Here is a 20,314-nt window from a genome sequence, read left to right as displayed (position 1 = left end):
ATCCGGTAGAAATCTACCGGATTTTTTTAATAAAACTAAATTAATTACTTACCTAAATATAATTTTTCGTGTTTCAATATGATCATTTTCCAAAACTATTTTGACCAACAAAACCTGCTCTGCACTATTTAACTGTGTAATCGAAAATTGATTGCTGTTTATTTTATCTTTTTTATAAATTAATTTACCTGAAATATCATATACAAAAACTGCATTAATGGTATCATCGACGGAACTGATTGCAATAGCTTTATTTTTAACAGCTACATTCAACCCATTCTTATTTAATTCAAAATCGCCTGTACCCAAATTACTATTCGTATATCTTAAAACAAAACGATCATTGAAAGTTCCAATTTCTGTAGAAAAAGTATAATCTGCTATTCTCAAATCGTGGATTGTCTGAATTAATTTATCTTCAAGATATATTGCCTGATTTTCCAAAACTCCATCTGCCTGATTTATACCAATTGTAAAATTACCTGCAATTGTAGTTTTATATCCCAAAGGAACACTATCTCTATTGTCAAAGGGCAGAGCACGTCCCTGTATCACCAGATTATTATCATCATTGATACTGTAAAAATCTACATATACATTACCATCAAAGCTAATACCATCAAATTGATCTTCATAAGTATTGGTTGCCCCTTCAATATAGCCAACTAATGTTTGTTTATAGGCACCTCCGGCATTACTCAAATCCAGCCATAAACGATTTTTTTCCAGTCCTGCAGCTTTTCCAGGCTTAAAAAACTGATTATTATTTCCGGGAACACGCATACCATTTGTAAATGCTATTGTCCCTTGTGCTTTTGCGGTTGCAAAAAATGATTGTCCTGCAGCAATTTTACCAGTAGGCTTTTTACCCAAATCAAGAGATGGATTATTATTATGAAGCGGATCACTTACTGCAGATACTCCTCCAGTTGCATTATAAGAAGCATAATCATTTGCTGTATAAACAAATTTATTTCCACTTGGTGCAATTGCTGTATTGTGCGTCCAGAAATATATGGTGCCTTGCAATATTGTATTATTGGCTAATAAAAATAAATCTGCATCTAAAGCCGAAGGATAAGGGTTACCAATTAAAAAATTATGGGTTGAAGAAACTGCTGTTATCTCCTCTCCAAATATATTTCCATTATTTGGAACTCCTGTAAACTGAACCTGCTGAGAATAAGGAAAAACTACATTCTCTCCATTTGGCCAAAGCCTCTCTTTAGGTGTTCTAATGCCATATCCTTTTCCAACTGTCATGGTAGAGGTTGGAACTTCCGTTTTCCATTTATTCAATGTAGAATTATAGGACAGATATTTATCGGCTAATGTATTGGGTGAAAACACCTTAAGAACCTGAGTAGGAACTGGAGATGACCACAAGGTAAAATCAAAATTTTTCATAGGCTGAGAAATTCTCTTGTAGATTATATTTCCCGTATTACTTATGTCATTTGTTTGTACCAGACTCGCATTATTTTCAAAAGTTAATGTTCCGCCTGTTGTTGTAACTGCATTGGTAATAGTAAAAGTATGACCTGAGTTTACCGTAACTGCAACACCTGAATTTACTGTACAGGTACAGCCACTTAAATCTCCAGTTGAATTATAAGTGCTGGCAAAAACAACATAATCATTAATGGTTGGCGGACCTGGTGTCCACGAACCATTCCACGTTGCTGTTGTAATCACTAAAGGATTAATCACAATATTAGACGAATAGGCTGAAAAACAAGCATCTGTCTTAACAGCAATATTATATGTGTTATTTGGTGCAAGATCTGATATGGTTGCACTTGTTCCGCTTCCTGAATAAGTTTGACCAGTTGAGAATTGTAATGTCCAGTCGCCTGCAGGAAGACCGCTTAACGCAACACTCCCAAGTGGCTTAGCACATGTTGCCTGTGTAATCGCACCTACAATAGGAGCTGTAGGACCTATATTTATTAATATTGAAGTAGTATTGGATGAAGTAGTCATCATACCGCAAGAAGCATTTGCTGAACGCAATCTGTAATAATAAGTAGTACCGGAAGTCAATCCTGTAACAGCATAACTTGTTACGCTCCCTACATTTAAACCATTATAGCCTGTAACCATTGCCGTAAAACCAGAATCTGTAGCTACATCTAAATAATAAGCATTAGCCCCAACGACCGCATCCCAATTGGCAGTAAAACTATTACATGATAAAATGGCAGCAGCTGTCGCAACCGGAGTTTTAACTTGTAAAGTTTGATATTGAATAACATTAGAATTGGCACTTACACCACAACTGGTATTTCTGCGCACTCTGTAATATATAGGTCCTGGGGGAACATTGGTAACACTATAAGTTGTTACAGTTCCAACATTTAAACCATTATAGCCTGAAACAAAACTGGTAAAAGCAGCATCTGTAGCTACATCCAATACATAACTTGTAGTTCCCGCAACTGCTCCCCAATTAGCAGTAATGGTAGTGTTACAAGCTGCATCTGTTCCGTCAGTTGCCACAACATTGGTTGCTGAACCAACCGTAAAAACTTTAGCGTTTGGGCTACTCACGCCAGTCAGTGCTACTGTAACCCTGTAATCTCCCGGAGTCAATCCTGTTATGTTTTTTGTAGTAGCAATAACTGTATTGTTACCCAATCTTTGCCAGGCATACGTGTAAGGATCAACCCATTCCGGAGTATTAACAAACGTACCGTTGAATCCGGCAGGAATAGAAGTTAAAGTTATCCCTGAACCATCATAAAAGTTATATCCGGCAATTATTCCTTCTTCAAAGCCTGAATAAACTGTAGGTCCAAAAGCAAGGCTTTGGATTCGTGATGCAGAAAGAGCAGTGCTGTAAAACGCTGCTTTTAAAATACTGCCCGTAAAAGTTTCTCCATTTGTATTAGAAAAAACACGACTTCCTATTTTTGTAGTAAATGTTGATGAACCATAATTTGTTGTATTCACTACCCCCCCTGTTACCGGAACACTGACTCCATCAATATAAATTCTTATAAGGGTACCATCACCTGTTACTGCAACGTGATGCCACGCCTCATTTCCTAGTGTAGCCGGAGTAAATGACGCCGTTACAGCACCCGTTGCGACACTCGAAAATTCTAAAGTTGATGAAGATGCAAAGCCAAATTCAAGGGCATCATTTTGACCAAACAAACTCATCCTTCCTGTTATATCTGAAGCTTTAAATTTTATCCAGCCCCCCATCGTAAAGGCTCCTCTTCCTGAAAGCATCTGACTTCCTAAGTCTATATAATCATTATCGGCAGCTACAAATCTCACGCTATTGTTCATGTTGGTTATAGTTATACTACCATCATTACCACTGGCACAAGAAGCTTCACCTACAGTTCCAACAGGCTGTGGCAATAAAGGAAAAATTGTCATTTCAGTAGTTGCACTTGCACATCCTGCCACAGTATAGGTTATAGTATAGGTTCCTCCTAAACTTGAAGTTAGATTTACTTCACCGGTAGCTGTACTTACAAAACTTAATCCTGGCGGAGTTGCCGAATATGTACCACCAGTTGCTCCCGTTTGTGTGACCCCAACATTACCGGTTGCAATAAATGCATTTCCAGGATAAGAAATTAATGGAGGTGGGGTAAATTTATAGACCTGTCCTGTAGCCGGTTTTGCATTAAGCGAAAATATAAAAGAACTAGAGGTTGTTATCGGACTTGCGGTTACGTCCCTAAGAAGCAAATATTTTCCATTTGCATCATATATCCCTATAGTAGCCGAAGGATTTCTTAATGCGCCCGAGCCTTGTTTATAAATGTATTCTATAGTATTACTTTTCTCATACATCCATATCTGAAAAGAAATAGCATCAGTTGGACCGGCATAATCCCATTTTTGCTTTGAAAATTCAATCTTAAAAATCCGGTTCGGTGCAGTACCCGAAGTTACATATTTTGGAATTACGGTAAGTTCAATATCATCCCACAGCGCAAACAATGCAGGCTTTATAATGTTGGCATTGGAAACATTATTGGTATAATTTTGTGATGCTGTTGGATTAGGAGATGCAAATGTGATCCATCCATTACTGGAAACCCTAATATTCGAATAAAAAACTCCTGCAAAGTTAAAGGTAAATGGTAAGGCAACCGTACTCGAAAGTGCATCATCTGAACTTGCCGCTAGGTTCGGTACATCTGTAGTAGACAATAAATTATCGTATGTCCTTGAACTTGCTGAAAAACAATATTTATTTGCCTCTAAACCTGCTGCTAACGGAGGGCTAAATCTATAAATTTGTCCAGTAGCCGGTTTTGTATTGATATTACTTGTAAAAACATCTGATTGTGCCAAGGGAGTTCCACTAGAATTATTTAGCGTTAAATATTTACTCCCTGCATCATATATTCCTATTGACGCACCACTTGAAGCATTATTTGCAGCCACGGCTCCCTGATTGTATAAAAATTCAACAACATTTGTGGTTTCAAACAACCATACCTGAAACGAAATGACATCTCCAGCTGCTCCATTATCCCAACTTTGTTGAATCCACTCTACCTTAAACCTTCTGTGCGGAGCAATTCCGGTTGTTACATATCTGGGTGCGACATTACATTTCAAATTATCCCATAAAGGAAATAAAATCGGTTTTCTCGTTTCTGCATTTGCCTGAGTATTATCATTAGATTCAGCAGGAGTTCCTGATCCTAAATATATCCACCCGTTTGGAGACACTTTTATAGAAGTATAAGCTGTTCCTGCAAAAGTAAAGGTAAAAGGGATCGTAATTGCATTAGAAATTCCTTCGTCGGCAGTTGCTCCTATTGAGGTATCGGTTACTCCGGCAACACCTGTAAGCGGAATATAATTTCCCTGAACTGCCGTAAATGTATAATTACTTGCTGATTGTCCAGATGAATATGCAAAAACTAAAAAGAGAGCTACTATAGTGTATATTTTTTTCATTTCTAATTTAATATTTAGGTTAAGTATTTCTGTATAATAAAAAACTGTCAAAAAATCTATTTATGTATTTTTCATTTCTAAAAAGACATTGTAAAAATGTTATCTAAAATACCTTACATAAAAATTAATTAAAAAAAATACAAAATTTATGATAATCAATAATTTAACTTTATTTAGATAAAAACTATTACTTATTTAAACTTACAAAAAAATCCCAAAACTTTAATTGTTTTTTTTTGAGACGTTCTATTATTTTATTTAAACAGTGCCTTTTTAGTAATGGCTTTTCCATTTTCTAAAAATACTTTCACTAATAAAATCTGTAGGGTAGAAGGTAAATTCTGAATTATTAACTGAGTATCCCTAATGTTTTCATGATTTGATACTTGCTGACCAAGCATATCATAAACAAGGATTTTATCAATATTGCCCACAGTTGAACTTATTGTAATCATCTCATTGTTAACTCCAATTGAAACTTTTGTCTTTTCAGCTTCAAAATCATCAGTAGCTAATGTATTAGTATTGGCATATCTTAACACAAATCTATCGTTAAAAACACCTGTTTTTGTAGTAAAAGTATATCCCTGTTCTCTTAGATTATGAATTTTTTTAGTGAGTTTGTCTTCTAAATAGACAGGCTGATTGAGAAGCACACCATCTGCCTGTCCTATAGCAATAGTAAATTCGCCTGCTATGTTTGTACTAAATCCCAAAGGCACTACATCAGATTCTTTAAAAGGTAAAGCACGCCCCTGAATAACGAGATTTCTCCCCAGATTGATACTGTAAAAATCGATAAACGCATGACCATTAATAGATACTCCGTCAAAATCGCTGTCATACCCATCAGTTGCTCCCTGAATATAACCAACTAGCAGCTGCTTAAATGCCCCTCCTGTATTAGTCATATTAAGCCATAGACGATGTCGTTCAAACGCATTTGATTTTGACGTTTTTTCTGATTCAAAAGACTGGTTGTCATTTCCCGAAACCCCCATTGCATTATTAAACACATTACTTTTTGATTGTCCAAATGAGCACATAAAAATCATAAACATGCCCGTTGCAATAAACATCTTTTTCATCTTAATTTGAGATTAAGTTAATACTTCGGATTTAACGAAAAAAAGAACATAACGTTTTTTAATTTTATCAAAGAACATTATTAAGTTAACATTATGTTTTCAAAAAATAGACAAAAGGCAAATAAAATCGACCAAATGCATAAAAAAACAACTTATTTTGTATTTTTATCAAACAACTGTGAAATTATTTTGAAGTTGTAATAATCTTTTTAGTTATAATGTGATTATTCATTAATACAATTTTAGCTAATAAAACCTCATCCTTAAATTTGAGATTGCTTATAATTACCTCGGGTGCAGAAATTGCTGAATCATTATAAATTAACCTTCCCAAAACATCATAAATAAATACTTTATTAATGTTTTCTTTTGCAGAATGAAGCCTTATGTTTTTATTATCAATCCAAACCAAAACATTATTATCCGATTCAAAATCATCAATACCTAACGTTTTATTAGTATATCTTAGAACAAATCTATTGTTAAAAATACCTGTTTTGGTTTTAAACGTATAATCACTTTCTCTTAGATCATTAATTGTATTTGTTAGCTTGTCTTCAAGATAAACAGGCTGATTACCCAGCTTTCCATCAGCCTGACCTATAGAAATAGTAAATTCTCCTTCTATGATTGTTGAATATCCTAGCGGGACTAGATCAGAATCTGTAAAAGGCAGGGCACGTCCCTGAATAACGAGATTACTACCTAAGTTGATACTGTAAAAATCAATAAACAGATTTGCATTTAAAGATACTCCATCAAAATCGCTGTCAAATCCATTCGTGGCTCCCTGAATATAACCAATTAGCAGCTGCTTAAATGCTCCGCCTGTATTAGTCATATTAAGCCATAGACGATGTCGTTCAAACGCATTTGATTTTGAGGACTTGGCTGGTTTAAAAAAATGATGATTATCCCCAGAAATTCTCATCTCATTATTAAATACAACAGATCCATTATTAGTAGCCTTGGCAAAGAAAGATTGTCCTGCAGCTATTTTACCGTTTGGAACACTTCCTCCTGAAGCAGCAGGTAATGTCATTGTACCGCCTATTCCATTATAAGAAGCATAATCAGCAGATGAATATTTTCCTCCATTTAGAGAAATATCAGTATTATGAGTCCAGAAATAAATAATACCCTCCAGAATAGCACTGTTGTTAGGATTTTCAAACAAAAAAGCATCTGCATCAATTGCAGAAGGATAAGGATTACCTATTAAATAAGTAATTCCAGCCACTACTGCACCTCCCGAAATATTACCATTATTAGGAACACCTATAAACTGAACGGGTTGTGAATAAGGAAAAACTACATTCTCACCATTTGGCCAAAGTTTGGCTTTTGGAGTTCTTATCCCATATCCTTTTCCGGGAATCATTACTGTAGTTATTGGTGGTTCGGTTTTCCATCCGGTTGCTGTATAAGAAAGATATTTATCTGATAAGGTATTTGGAGATAAATTAAACAATGTCTGTCCTGTTACAGGTGATGCCCAACATGTAAAATCAAAATTTTTCATTGGTTTAGATATTCGCTTGTATATAATATTACCTGTATTAGCAACATTAGCTACTTGTACTAAACTGGCATTATTTTCAAAAGTCAATGTCCCTCCATTGTTAACAATTGCTTTGTTTATAGTTAATGTATCATCACTACTTATTACAACATTAATTCCTGAATTTACCACACAAGTGCAACCATTAATATTTTCTAATCCTCCCCCTGTTGTAGTGTAATTTGAAGCAAAAATCAAATTTTGATTGATTGTAGGACTTCCGTTTGACCACCCAGTGTTAGTATAGGAATTGGTAACAAGATTGTTGACAATTACACTTGCAGAAGAAGGCGATATACAGCTTCCTACATATTCAACAGTAAATGCATAACTTCCCGGAATAAGATTCGAGACGTTATAGGTAGTTCCTGTACCGGTATATGTTGTTGATACTGTACCTGTTTGTTTAATTAACCAGGTAACTGAGGCTGGTAATCCGCTTAAAGTTACACTGCCTGTAGATGTAACACATGTAGGTTCGGTAACTGTTCCAGGTATTGGCTCAGAAGGCTTTGGTACAATAGTAAGCTGTATAGGCTGAGTAACTGAACAATTAACATTCTGAATGGTCATTACCCCCGAATAAGTATTAGCAGCTACACCAGCCGGAATCTCTATTGTATTTAGATTTCCTACGCCCGAAGAAAAAGCAAATGCAGTAACACCCTGGTTTACTAACCCAGCAGTATTTGCAGCGACATTCCATATGATACTATAATTAAGGGGTGTGTTAGTTGTTGCACTGTAAGGTAATGTAGCAGTTTGAACGCCCGTATTAAAACAAATATTATCTAGTGTTCCAGTTGTAGCAATAGTAGGTAAAGGATTTACTGTTACAGTTGTAGTTGCAGAATTCACAGCATCGCAAACTCCATTTTTAACAATTGCCCTAAACTGTGTAGTTTGTGTTAATGTCCCTGAAGTATAAGTATTAATTGTATTAGCAATAGGTGTCCAGGAAGAAAAAGGGGCTACCGAAGATTCCCAGCCTGTAATCGTTCCTGTGTAGTCAGACAAAGTCAATAAACCACTTGTATTACCACTACAAATTGCTGCAGGGGTATCAATTGTGCCTCCAACACTTAGAGCATTAATCGTAATTTGTATAGGTTGCGTTACTGAACAATTAGCATTTAAAATAGTCATGTTACCTGAATAAGTATTGGCCGCTACTCCTGCCGGAATGACAATCGTATTCAAATTTCCTCCACCAGAAGAAAATCCAAATGCAGTAACCCCCTGGTTTACCAATCCGGCTGTATTGGCTGCTGCATTCCATGTAATACTATAATTAATCGGCGTATTCGTTGTTGCTGTGTAAGGTAATGTAGCAGTTTGAGCGCCCACATTGTAACAAATCGTATTGGCTATTCCTGTTGTAGCAATTGTGGGTGAAGGATTTACAGTGACAGTTGTAGCAGCAGAATTTAAAGCATCACAAACGCCATTTTTAACAACTGCTCTAAACTGAGTTGTTTGAGTTAATGCATCAGATGTGAAAGTGTTAGTCGTAGCTGTCAGTATATCTGTCCACGTAGAAAAAGGACTTACAGCATATTGCCATTTTACTACAGATCCCGTATGATCAGATAATGTCAATAAACCACTTGTATTACCACTACAAATTGCTGCAGGTGTATTAATTGTGCCTCCAATACTTGCAGCATAAACGTTGATTGTTACAGTATTAAATGTACCTGTTGTATTAGTACAAGCTTCTGAAGTAAGATTGGTCACGGTTATGGTACTTGTCCCTGCTATATTTAATCCAACTGCTGTAAAGGTTCCTGTTCCGGTTCCTCCGGTAACAGACATTGTGGCTGTTAACCCGGCTGCATTAGGATTAGTACGACTGTAAGTCACCACATAGTCTCCGTTGGGCAAAGATGCTCCACCTGTTAATCTTACTAATGTGGTTGTCCCTGCTGTTAAACATAAATCGTCTGCAGTAGTTGCTGATGTTAGTCCATAAGTTGGACAGGTATAAACAACATTTAGCTTCCCATTCCCTCCATTTCCTCCTTTTCTTGTTGCACCAAGCGATAATAAAGATGCGGCACCACTACCTCCTCCTCCTGGCGTTGCACCATCTTTTCCATCGCCAACCGCTAATACACCATCTGCACCTGCTCCACCACCAGAAACTCCAGCAGTCCCACCAGTTGCATTATTAGTATTACCTCCGTTAGCAGTTGTACCCGCTCCACCACCTCCACCACCGGAGTTTATAGAAACAACACTTAAAAGAGCAGCTGTTGCCCCGTTTCCTCCTGAATATTTTATACCAGTTCCTGAAGCTGCCCCTCCGGCTCCTCCGGCTCCTAGAGTAGGATTACCAAATTTACCTCCAGCTCCTCCATTTGCAACCACAGTTGAAAAAAAAGTTTGCTCACCATCAGCACCATTATTTGCTCCACTAAAGCCAGTTCCTCCATCTCCCACTTTATAATTTAGAGTACTTGCAGGAGTTACAGTTAATGCAATAACTTTACTATAAGCTCCACCTCCGCCTCCGCCTCCTGCCCAAAGAGAAGCCAGTGTCGAAGTAACACCTCCGCCTCCGCCTCCGGCACCCCAACATTCTACACTCAATGAAGTAACCCCTGCAGGTACTTTAAAAGTACCTGCAGTTGTAGATGGTGGCGAAAAAGTGATTTGAGACCACGTAAAAGAATAAACAAAAAATAACAGAAAAGGTAGTTTTAGTCTCATAACAATAGAGTTTAAAGATTAAAAAAATCAATTAATTCTTAGAAATATTTATGAGTGGTATTGAAAAAGAAAATACTGTCAGAACTTTGGGGTTTGTCTGGAACAGCTACTTTTTCTCAAAAAAAACATATTTACTAAACAACTGAATTTAAGTTGCTTATAATGGGGGTATTTCAAATGTATAAAAAAAAACAATTCAAAATATTAAATTTTCCTACTTTTTAATTGTCGGAGAAAAGTTTTATCACAATTATATTAAATCAGTTAATTTTGTTTTCAGTTAAATTATATTTCATTTTTAAATATGACCATCAAAGAAGCATTACAAAAACTAGAACATTTTTGTGCTTATCAGGACCGCTGTCATGATGAAGTAGTTACAAAACTCCATTCTTTGAAAATGTCTTCAGACGAAACAGACATTATTATCGTAAAACTCATTGAAGATAATTTTTTAAACGAAACACGCTTTGCGTGTAGCTTTGCGCGCGGTAAACATCGAATCAAAAATTGGGGAAAAATTAGAATTGTAAATGAATTAAAAATCAGACACATATCTACAACAAATATTAATCTGGCTTTAAAAGAAATCACACCAGACGAATACGAAGCAACATTTAATCAGGTTTCTGAGAGATTTTGGAAAAACTTAACCGAAACTAATTCTTTAAAAAGACGAAAAAAATTTTGCGATTATATGCTTAGAAGAGGATATGAGAGCAATTTAGTTTATGATAAAATGAAAGAACTTGAACTATTGTAAGGTTATTTACTGACTGATATTTTCCTGCTCTAATCAATATCAAAAAAAATCCGATAACTTTCGCTATCGGATTTTAATTTTATTACTCTGTTATCTTAATTAAAGACTACCTTTTTTGTAGTCTGGTAACCATTGTCCAAAACCACCTTTACCAATAAAACCTGTTGGGCAGATGGCAAATTCTCAATAAGCAACTGCAGATTATTTACATCCTTTTTCACATACAATTGTTTGCCTGAAAGATCATAGATAAATACCTTATCTATGTTTTCTGATGTTGAATTTACACTAACGGTTTTGTTGGCAATCTTAACCCAAACTGCATCATCTGCCACTTCAAAATCACCCGTACCCAGTGTATTGGCACTATAACGCAATACAAACCGATCATTGAAGGTTCCTGCTTTTGTAGTAAAGACATAATTTCCTGCCGTTAATTCGTTTATCGTACCGGTTTGCTTATCTTCAAGGTAAACCCTTTGGGATGCTAAATTGCCATCGGCCTTATCAATTGAAATGGTAAAGTCCCCCGCAATGGTAGAGCGATATCCTAAAGGAACCAAATCTGTATTGGTAAAGGGCAAGGCACGACCCTGGATAGTCAGCTTATTGGTTGTATTGACACTGTAGAAATCGATATACGTATTGCCATCAAAAGTCTCTCCATCAAAATTAACATCATAACTATTGGTTGCACCCTCAACATAGCCTATCAGGGTTTGTTTAAAAGCTCCGCCTGAATTGGTCATATTAAGCCACAAACGGTGGCTCTCGAAGCCTGTTGATTTTGAACTTTTACCGGGTTTGAAGAATTGTGCATTATCAGCTCCCCCAACTCGCATTGAATTATCAAACTGAACAGTTCCATTTGCTTTTGCACTTGCCATAAACGATTGTCCCGCTGCTATGTAACCAGAAGGGATGGCATTGTTCGCACCTGTGGTAGCAGTACCTCCTGTTGCATTAAACGAAGCATAATCATTTGAACTGTATACATATTTGCCTCCACTTGGTGAAATACCCGTATTATGTGTCCAAAAGTAGATAGTCCCGTTTAAAACTGCATTGTTATTGGCATTAGAATATAAAAACTCCCTTGCATCAAGTGCTGAAGGATATGGGTTTCCGATCAGGTAATATTTCCCTGCTGTAACAGCCTGACTGCTGGTAATATTCCCATTATTAGGTACTCCTTTAAACTCAACAGGCTGGGCATAAGTAGGAGCCGTTGGTATAGGCCAATAATTAGGTTTAGGAACCCTGATAGCGTAACCAATTCCTGGTTTCATTACATTGGTACGGGCTTCTGTTTTCCAGGCACTGTCGTAATAGGCAATATACTTATCTGACAAAGTGTTAGGAGATAAACCAACCAAGGTTTGTCCAACTACAGGTGATGACCAATAAGTAGCATCGAAATTCTTCATCGGAAATGAAGTACGTTCCATTATAAACGAATTAGCCGCACCAATGTATAAGCCATTAGTATCCTGTAGTAGAGAGCCATTATTTTTTATAACTAATTTACCATCCGTTTTAACATCAATAGTTTCAATTACGCTTAATGTAACATCTGCGGGAACTGTTAAAGTTTTTCCACTACTAATATAACATGAGCATACCTCTGCACTATTAGCTAAAATAGAATCCTGACTCACTGCTATAGAAGTTCCGGACGGTGGCGCTGTTGAGCCATCGTAAGCAAAAGGAACATCTATAAAATTAAAAGCAACATTAGCATCTCCTGCATCCTCTCTCAGGCGTATTTCAACTTCTGAATTTTTATTTAAGGTATAATAAGCTCCGCTGTTAATGATGGTGCCTGTTGTTGTGTAGGCCTGAGTAAAAATTAAACTTCCGTCTATATAAATCTGAGCGACATCGTCACAATTTACTAGCTGTATCTGGTAGCGCCCACAAGGAAATCCTTTACGCTTATAGGTCATTGTAAAATAATCAACTTGAATTGGAGCACCATTCCATGCACTATTATTTACTGATGGTGATTGTGTTTTATTCCAAAAAGTTTGTGATTGAATATTTATATTTGGGTCGATGTAATAACCTGCATAGCTATCTCTTAATTCAGTATTTGTAAAATCTAAATTTGCTTTTATAAATCCATAAACATTCCAGACTTTATCTCCAAAAGGCAAATTGGGATCTCCTTTTGGTAAACCATAAGAAAAACTAACCCTTGAATCCCCTCCTTTTTCATAGTATTCTAGTTTAAATATATGACTCCCCGCAGTTAATGTTTGAGTGGTAAAATTATATGTATACGAATGATCTCCCCAATTACTCAATGACGTAACTAAAACATTATCAATATACAAACGATATCCGTCATCACCACCAACAGTTATGACATAGTTTCCTGCTTCGGCAAGAGTAACGTTCATTAAATATCTAACAAAAAAATTGTCGCTAGGTGCTGGCCCACAAAAATTATTCGCCTCAACACTTGAGTCTCCTGTAATTGTTCCTGTAGCAACATTTCTATCAAAAACAGGTTTCTCTGCTACAGAACCAATATAGGTTGTCGCCGTAGGAGTTCCATTGTATGTGTATACATAACCCTTCCAATAATTATTGCCTGGGGTTTCAGTTGTTGCGGTACATACAGTATCTGGAGTAACATTACCTGTAATAGAAGCAGAACTTGTTCCACAAGCATTGCTAGCCGTAACAGAAACTGTTCCTACTCCTGAACCAATTGTTATATTCGCTGAAGTTGTATTGCCTCCTGATGTTATAGACCATCCTGTTCCTGTAACTGACCACGTATAAGAAGTTGCGCCACTTACAGCAGCTATAGCAAAAATATTTCCAGTAGTATTAGTGTATTTATTTACTGGTTGCGTTATGGTTCCTGGAGTTGTTGGAGCAGTCGTTGGAGTAATACTCCCTGTCGTAGATGCAGAACTGGTACCACAACCATTAGTCGCCGTAACAGAAACTGTTCCTACACCCGATCCAATTGTTATAGTCGCTGAAGTTGTATTGCCTCCTGCTGTTACTGACCACCCTGTTCCTGTTACAGACCAAGTATAAGAAGTTGCAGCGCTTACAGCAGCAATACTATATGTATTTCCTGTTGAACCTGCACATTTATTAGTTGGTTGGGTTATCGTTCCTGGAGTAGAAGGGGCAGTAGTTGGAGTGACACTACCTGTTGTAGAAGCAGAACTAGTACCACAAGCATTGGTCGCAGTAACAGAAACTGTTCCTGCACCTGAACCGATTGTAATGGTTGCTGATGCAGTTGTTCCTCCTGCTGTCACTGCCCAACCGGCTCCGGTAACTGACCAGTTATAAGAAGTTGCTCCATTTACAGAAGCAATACTGTATATATTTCCTGTTGTACCTGCACATATATTCGTTGGTTGAGTTATCGTTCCTGGAGTTACCGGAGCTGTATTCACCGTTACTGTTACTTCATTTGATATTATCGGACTGCCACATGATGGAGTAGAGGTACAAACTACTAACCATGTACCCGCTGTTAAACTGGCACCTGTTGGAGTATATGATGAAGCAGTTTGACCACCAATAGCTGTTATTGCTCCTCCCGAAACAGAGCGTTTACCCCATTGATAAGTTACTGTTCCTCCTCCTGTCGGAGTAACTGTCAAAGTTGTACCTGAAGCTGAAACACAAATATTTTGAGCCGTATTTGGGGTTATTGGTGCAGCCGATAAAGCTTGATTTACCGTTACTGTTACTTCATTTGAAATTATCGGACTGCCACATGTTGGAGTACCGGTACATACAATATACCATGTACCCAATGTTAATCCCGCTCCTGTTGGGGTATATGAAGCTGATGTTTGACCTCCTATGGCCGTTATTGCTCCTCCCGAAACAGAGCGTTTACCCCATTGGTAAGTTACTGTTCCTCCTCCTGTTGGAGAAGCTGTTAAAGCTGAACCCGAACCCGTAATACAAACATTCTGAGCTGTATTAGGTGTCACTGCAACAGCTGATAAATTCGCATTTACAGTTACGGTTACCTGATTAGAAGGTACTCCTGAAGAACAAGTACCTGTAACAACTACATCATAAGTTCCTGCATTAGCTGTTGTTGGATTTGTTAAAGTAAGAGTTGATGTTGTTGCTCCGCTTATAACACCACCGTTTGTTAATGGCGAAGAATTTCTTCTCCATTGATAAGTTAAACCTGTTCCTGTTGCTGCAACAGAGATTGTTTGCGTACCGCTTCCAGAACATACTGCAGGTGGAGCAACTGGTTGAGAAGATATTGATGGTGGGACAGTTCCCGCCGGATTTATCGTAAGACTAATCGGGTATGTTATTGAACTTGTACAATTTGGAGTCTGAGTATCTTTAACAACCGTTAATACTCCATTATAAGTACCTGGAGCCGCACCCCAATTATATTGAATAGTTATTGTACCAGGACCTGCTGATACTCCAATAACTTGATGCATATTAGACCCAAAAACTGCTGAAGAAGTAAAATCCAGGTAAACTAAATTAGCATTTCCCGTTATTGAAGTATAGGAAAGTGTACTATTACTATTATTCTGACAACCTATTGAATTATTACTTACCAACGTAATTGTCAACTCAGGATTAACAACAACTGAAAATGGACTTGAATAAACAACCGGACAGGCTCCACTACCTACAACTGCTCTATACTGCCAAGTACCAGCTACAGAAGGATTTTCAGAATATACAGCTGAAGTATTTGAAATTGGAGTCCATGAAGAATCAGTGCTTAACTTCTTTTCCCATCTCACTATATTACCTACATAACCACCTCTTAACGTCATATTTCCTGTAGAGGAATTTAAACATATAGGTGAATTCCCATCGTAAACTCCTCCACCAACCGGAGTTGGATTTACTACAACATCTGTTGATACTGTCGAAACAATACCATCGTTTCTTCTAATATCCACAGTATAAGTTCCCCCGTGGTTGTAATAGTTAGCAGTAGTAGAATAAGTAGGACTAGAACTATAACCAGTAGAAATTCCATTACCTGACCATTTATATTCATATGTGTAAGAACCAGAAGTTGCAGTTGGAGGTGTAGCTGTAAATGTCAACGTATTACCATTACAGACAGGACTGTTTGACGTGACGCTTCCTGTTCCGCCTCTGGCATTAAATGTATCAAAATCAGAAAGAGCGCCACCACCATTGCCGTTACAGGCAGATACCTTAGTACTGCCTATATAAAGGGCAGTATTGTTGCTACAAGGATTACTTTCAGAAACTAATCTTCCTCCATTAACTACAAATGAAGTGTTGGCTGGAAAAGTTATTGTACTACTACCTACAAATGACATAAGACCATTTGAATTGATTGTAACTCTTTTAGTATTAACTGTGATAGTGCCATTTACAATTAATTTCCCACTCGACCCATTTCCAATTACCAAAGAGGTGAAACTATTAGTTATGTTAGTGTTTAATGTGATGCTATGTGTATCACGGATTGTTACTGTTTTAGTTGTTCCTGCACTCTGACCAGGATAACTTGTTGCTGCAACCCAGCTAGTACCGTTATAATATTGCCAACTTGAAAGAGTAGTCCAGTTACCAGTCCCAACAGAGCGATAATCTCCTGTCGTTTGTCCAAAAACTGTGTTCCCAAACAAAAAAACTGTAAAAAATAAAACGGTTGCTAAAACTCTAGATTTAAGTAAAGTTTTTTTCATAATAAATATTATTAATTCTTTTTAAAGAATGTTATAACAATTAGATTTTGTTGATTATTTCTAACATTACTACCTGACTTCAGGAACATCAAAAATCGAATTCTTCAAAAAATTTGTATTTCCTTATACCTACGTAAAAACCCGTAGGAGGGATTTATTTTTGTAATCAATTTTGACTTAGATTATGAAACAAAATTAGCTCGTAAAATCAGGTTTTTTATGAAATTTCAGACCTTTTAGATGAAAGACATTATTAGTCGATGAGCGACCTGTTTTGAAATAAAAAAAGTAAGAATAAGAAGTATTTACCTACAATAAAAATTACGTTAGCTACAAGATTAAGTAATCTTATTACTACATAAAAAAACACAAAACATCTGATTTTCAATCCTCAATGACTTTTTATAAAAAAAAGAAGCAAAAAAGTTAGATTCCTATAAATCAAACCATTGAGTTTTCATAAAAATGCTTAAGCGTTTTTTAACTCTTGTAACTTTTTCATTTAAAAAATACGGTTGTATCTTTGAGAAAATATTGCAATACCACAAAATATGAAATATACTACCCTGCCCAATACCGATATAAAAGTGAGTAAAATTTGTCTGGGCACTATGACCTTTGGTGAACAAAACACAGAATCTGAAGGACATCAGCAAATGGATTATGCATTTGAAAATGGTGTCAACTTTTTTGATACAGCCGAAATGTATTCAGTTCCGGGTCGTGAAGAAACTTATGGAAGTACTGAGAAAATTATCGGTACCTGGTTTAAAAAAACAGGAAATCGTGATAAAGTTATTTTAGCTTCTAAAATTGCCGGACCAAATCCTAATTTTGGATATATGCGTGAGAACTTAGATTTCTCTCCTGCGAGTATTAAATATGCTTTAGAAAATAGCTTAAAACGCCTGCAGACAGATTATATTGATTTGTACCAACTGCATTGGCCGGAACGCAAAACCAATTGTTTTGGACAGCGCGGATTTAAAGTTCAGGATGAAGCCTGGGAAGATAATTTCCGGGAGGTTCTTGAAACTTTTGAGGGTTTGATTAAAGAAGGCAAAATAAAACATCTGGGCGTTTCAAACGAAAATGCGTGGGGAATGATGCGTTTTCTTGAAGAAAGCAAATACCAAAATCTTCCAAGAATCAAAACAATTCAAAATCCGTATAATTTATTGAATCGCCTTTTCGAAGTTGGTTCTGCCGAAGTTTCCATTCATGAAAATGTAGGATTGCTGGCTTATTCTCCGTTAGCTTTTGGAGTTTTATCTGGTAAGTTCTTAACCGGAGAACCTCACCCAAATGCCAGAATCAATCTTTTTCCTCAATACAAACGTTACAACAGCGAGCAAAGCACTCAGGCAACTCGTTTATATCAGGAAATTGCCCACAAACACGGATTGACTTTGACCGAGCTGGCTTTATGCTTTGTATTGCAACAGCCCTTTTTAACAAGCGCTATTATTGGGGCTACAACATTAGATCAGTTAAAAGAAAACATTGCAACTGTTGATGTAACGCTTTCAAAAGAAATCCTGGCTGAGATTGATAACGTTCAGACTATTATTCCGGATCCGGCTCCTTAAATTCGAATCATTAAATACAAAATCCCGAAAGCCTTCCAGCTATCGGGATTTATTTTTAGAATTGACTTAATAGTACATAACCAGAATGATTTTCTTTTTTGAACTATCAATGAATTTTTCGATAACTACAAAAAACTTTTCATTCACCATTGGACAGCCAAGACTGTTGCAAATAGGATAAGGCTGTTGTTCAAAAGGGACATCGTAATATTTATGAAGTACTATATTCCGGTCAAAAGCATTACTATTTGTTTCGTCTAAACCATATAATTTATAACATTTGCCAAATCTTCCGGTGTAAGAACCGCCAATTGCATATTTTCCTAAAGAACTACAATTGGAATTTTTTACGTTGCTAAACTTTAGTTTCCCGGTAATACCCGTTTCTGACCCAGAACCATGTCCTACTAATCCTTTGCCGAGTAATTTGTCATGTTTTAAATCGTAAATAAAAAACCGGTTTTTTCCTGATTCTATCTTCATATCTAAAAAGAAGGCAACATCTGAATTATATTTAGGAGATTCCCCCAAAAATCTCTTTATAACAGCTACCTCCTTTTTTAGATTCTCTTCATAAGAATAAACCGGTTTTACATTTATAGTTTTCAAATCCTTCCCCTTGTCATTTCTGCATGCAAAACTTGCGCCAAAAATTCCAATTAAAAGCAAGATTAAAATATTCTTTCTCATATTACAGATTGGATACTTTGCTATTTTTCAACCTTATAACCTTTCACTTGTGCAAAACCCAGTATTGAAGTATTAATAGCATTACCTAAATCATCCTGTTTTTTATTTTTCTTAGACTCTGTATCTATATATTCCTGACGCTTTTTAGCTAAGACAGCAATTTCTTTTTGAATTGTTTCTCTTTCTTTTGATTTTTGAGTTACAAAAGTTTTTATATCCTCTGTCGATTTATTTTGAAGCTCAACCGGCAATTCTTCCCTTTTAATTTTAGAAATTGCCGCCGCGTCTTCTTTTACTTTGTCCACCAGATCCCAGCTTTCGTTTTTATAAACTGTTTTTGATTTGCTTACAGCGCGTTCTGTATAATTAGATGCCGAAACTTTTTTTGCATTTTGATCCTGCACATTTTGGTTCATTTTTTTCTCATATCCTTTTGAACCATAATTGATATACGTTTTATTTAGTTTTTCGTCGCATTTTGAAATTTCATCATCATACGGAGTAGCGATATATTGTACAGTCTGATTTGAATCGATATTAAAATATTTTCCTTTGCCATAATCGGCACCATCTTTCCAGAGAATATTTATACCTTCGGTTTTATTGCCGCAAAAAATAGTGTTCACATAAATATCATTCTTCAAAGCGTCACTAATCGCTTCCTTATAATTTATTTCGCCCTGGTTAAAATCTTCATTTCCGGCAATGTAAATGAGTTTCATATTGCTCTTTTCTCTCGCCCACTTTAATTGTTTTGTTGCATCCTGAATAACGGCTCCGCAATATTCATTTCCTCCATTGGTTCTTAAGGCAAATAACTTTTCTGAAATCAAATCCAAATCTGTCGAAAGCGGTGTTATCTGTCGGATATAATTGGATTGCTTCGATAATCCGTCATTTCCGTATTCATATAAAGCAATTTCGATATCAGGAGTTTTTCCATCATATTTTAATGTTGTTAATGTATTGACGATATTCCAAAGCCTTGATTTTGCCTGATCAATTAATCCGTCCATACTGCTGGAGGTATCCAATAAAAGGGCCACTTGTATTTTAGTACTTTCGGCTGTAATTGTTTTTTTAATTCCAGTATCTTTTTTTGGATTTGCATGGGATGAATTGCAGCTTACTAAAGAAACTATAACAGCAAAAAGAGCGGGGATAAAAAATTGAGATTTCATAATTTCTAGTTTTTAGTTGGTTGATTACAGTTCAAACTTAAAAACTTAAAATCCTCATTTTTTGAAGAAATGGTGAAACGGTATTTTGACTTGGTGAAACAA

8 protein-coding genes are annotated in these 20,314 nt (G+C 36.3%); 2 read left to right on the top strand and 6 right to left on the bottom strand.

Annotated elements, in window-relative coordinates:
* Positions 1 to 48: 48 nt before the first annotated feature.
* The 3 genes from BXU10_RS18355 to BXU10_RS18345 all read right to left on the bottom strand — a co-directional run bounded on the left by BXU10_RS18355 (position 49) and on the right by BXU10_RS18345 (position 10,296).
* Positions 49 to 4,935 (bottom strand): LamG-like jellyroll fold domain-containing protein, encoded by a 4,887-nt coding sequence (locus BXU10_RS18355; protein ID WP_123922048.1) that lies wholly within the window; start codon positions 4,933 to 4,935, stop codon positions 49 to 51.
* A gap of 254 nt (positions 4,936 to 5,189) precedes the next feature.
* Entirely contained in the window at positions 5,190 to 6,023 is an 834-nt protein-coding gene (locus BXU10_RS18350) for a T9SS sorting signal type C domain-containing protein (protein ID WP_123922047.1), read from the bottom strand.
* A 184-nt stretch (positions 6,024 to 6,207) separates the two neighbouring features.
* Positions 6,208 to 10,296 carry a T9SS sorting signal type C domain-containing protein gene (locus BXU10_RS18345; RefSeq protein WP_078228999.1) on the bottom strand — a complete coding sequence of 1,363 codons (4,089 nt, stop codon included), beginning with the start codon at positions 10,294 to 10,296 and terminating at the stop codon, positions 6,208 to 6,210.
* Positions 10,297 to 10,600: 304 nt separating this feature from the next.
* Here BXU10_RS18345 and BXU10_RS18340 point away from each other — a divergent pair, with 304 nt between their 5' ends.
* On the top strand, positions 10,601 to 11,059 hold the full coding sequence (locus BXU10_RS18340) for a regulatory protein RecX (protein WP_078228998.1): 459 nt from the start codon (positions 10,601 to 10,603) through the stop codon (positions 11,057 to 11,059).
* 95 nt (positions 11,060 to 11,154) lie between these two features.
* Here BXU10_RS18340 and BXU10_RS18335 read toward each other — a convergent pair whose 3' ends face one another.
* A complete protein-coding gene (locus BXU10_RS18335; protein WP_078228997.1) occupies positions 11,155 to 16,752 on the bottom strand; it encodes a T9SS sorting signal type C domain-containing protein in 5,598 nt (1,865 codons plus the stop codon).
* Positions 16,753 to 17,303: 551 nt separating this feature from the next.
* Here BXU10_RS18335 and BXU10_RS18330 point away from each other — a divergent pair.
* Positions 17,304 to 18,341, top strand: a complete 1,038-nt coding sequence (locus BXU10_RS18330; protein ID WP_078228996.1) for an aldo/keto reductase — start codon at positions 17,304 to 17,306, stop codon at positions 18,339 to 18,341.
* A gap of 66 nt (positions 18,342 to 18,407) precedes the next feature.
* On the opposite strand, the gene BXU10_RS18325 is transcribed toward BXU10_RS18330, so the two are convergent.
* Both BXU10_RS18325 and BXU10_RS18320 read right to left on the bottom strand, forming a co-directional pair.
* The gene (locus tag BXU10_RS18325) at positions 18,408 to 19,031 is read right to left on the bottom strand and encodes a murein L,D-transpeptidase catalytic domain-containing protein (RefSeq protein WP_078228995.1); all 624 of its coding nucleotides are present in this window, start codon (positions 19,029 to 19,031) and stop codon (positions 18,408 to 18,410) included.
* 20 nt (positions 19,032 to 19,051) lie between these two features.
* Positions 19,052 to 20,212 carry a vWA domain-containing protein gene (locus tag BXU10_RS18320; protein ID WP_078228994.1) on the bottom strand — a complete coding sequence of 387 codons (1,161 nt, stop codon included), beginning with the start codon at positions 20,210 to 20,212 and terminating at the stop codon, positions 19,052 to 19,054.
* Between the last annotated feature and the right edge of the window lie 102 nt (positions 20,213 to 20,314).

Source organism: Flavobacterium sp. LM4 (assembly GCF_002017935.1).
GTDB lineage: Bacteria > Bacteroidota > Bacteroidia > Flavobacteriales > Flavobacteriaceae > Flavobacterium > Flavobacterium chungangense.
This window is presented reverse-complemented; position numbering and strand designations above follow the sequence as displayed.

Bases quoted from the DNA above. Each gene is read 5' to 3' on its own strand.
- BXU10_RS18355 (WP_123922048.1), bottom strand. From the start codon at position 4,935: ATGAAAAAAATATACACTATAGTAGCTCTCTTTTTAGTTTTTGCATAT.
- BXU10_RS18350 (WP_123922047.1), bottom strand. From the start codon at position 6,023: ATGAAAAAGATGTTTATTGCAACGGGCATGTTTATGATTTTTATGTGC.
- BXU10_RS18345 (WP_078228999.1), bottom strand. From the start codon at position 10,296: ATGAGACTAAAACTACCTTTTCTGTTATTTTTTGTTTATTCTTTTACG.
- BXU10_RS18340 (WP_078228998.1), top strand. From the start codon at position 10,601: ATGACCATCAAAGAAGCATTACAAAAACTAGAACATTTTTGTGCTTAT.
- BXU10_RS18335 (WP_078228997.1), bottom strand. From the start codon at position 16,752: ATGAAAAAAACTTTACTTAAATCTAGAGTTTTAGCAACCGTTTTATTT.
- BXU10_RS18330 (WP_078228996.1), top strand. From the start codon at position 17,304: ATGAAATATACTACCCTGCCCAATACCGATATAAAAGTGAGTAAAATT.
- BXU10_RS18325 (WP_078228995.1), bottom strand. From the start codon at position 19,031: ATGAGAAAGAATATTTTAATCTTGCTTTTAATTGGAATTTTTGGCGCA.
- BXU10_RS18320 (WP_078228994.1), bottom strand. From the start codon at position 20,212: ATGAAATCTCAATTTTTTATCCCCGCTCTTTTTGCTGTTATAGTTTCT.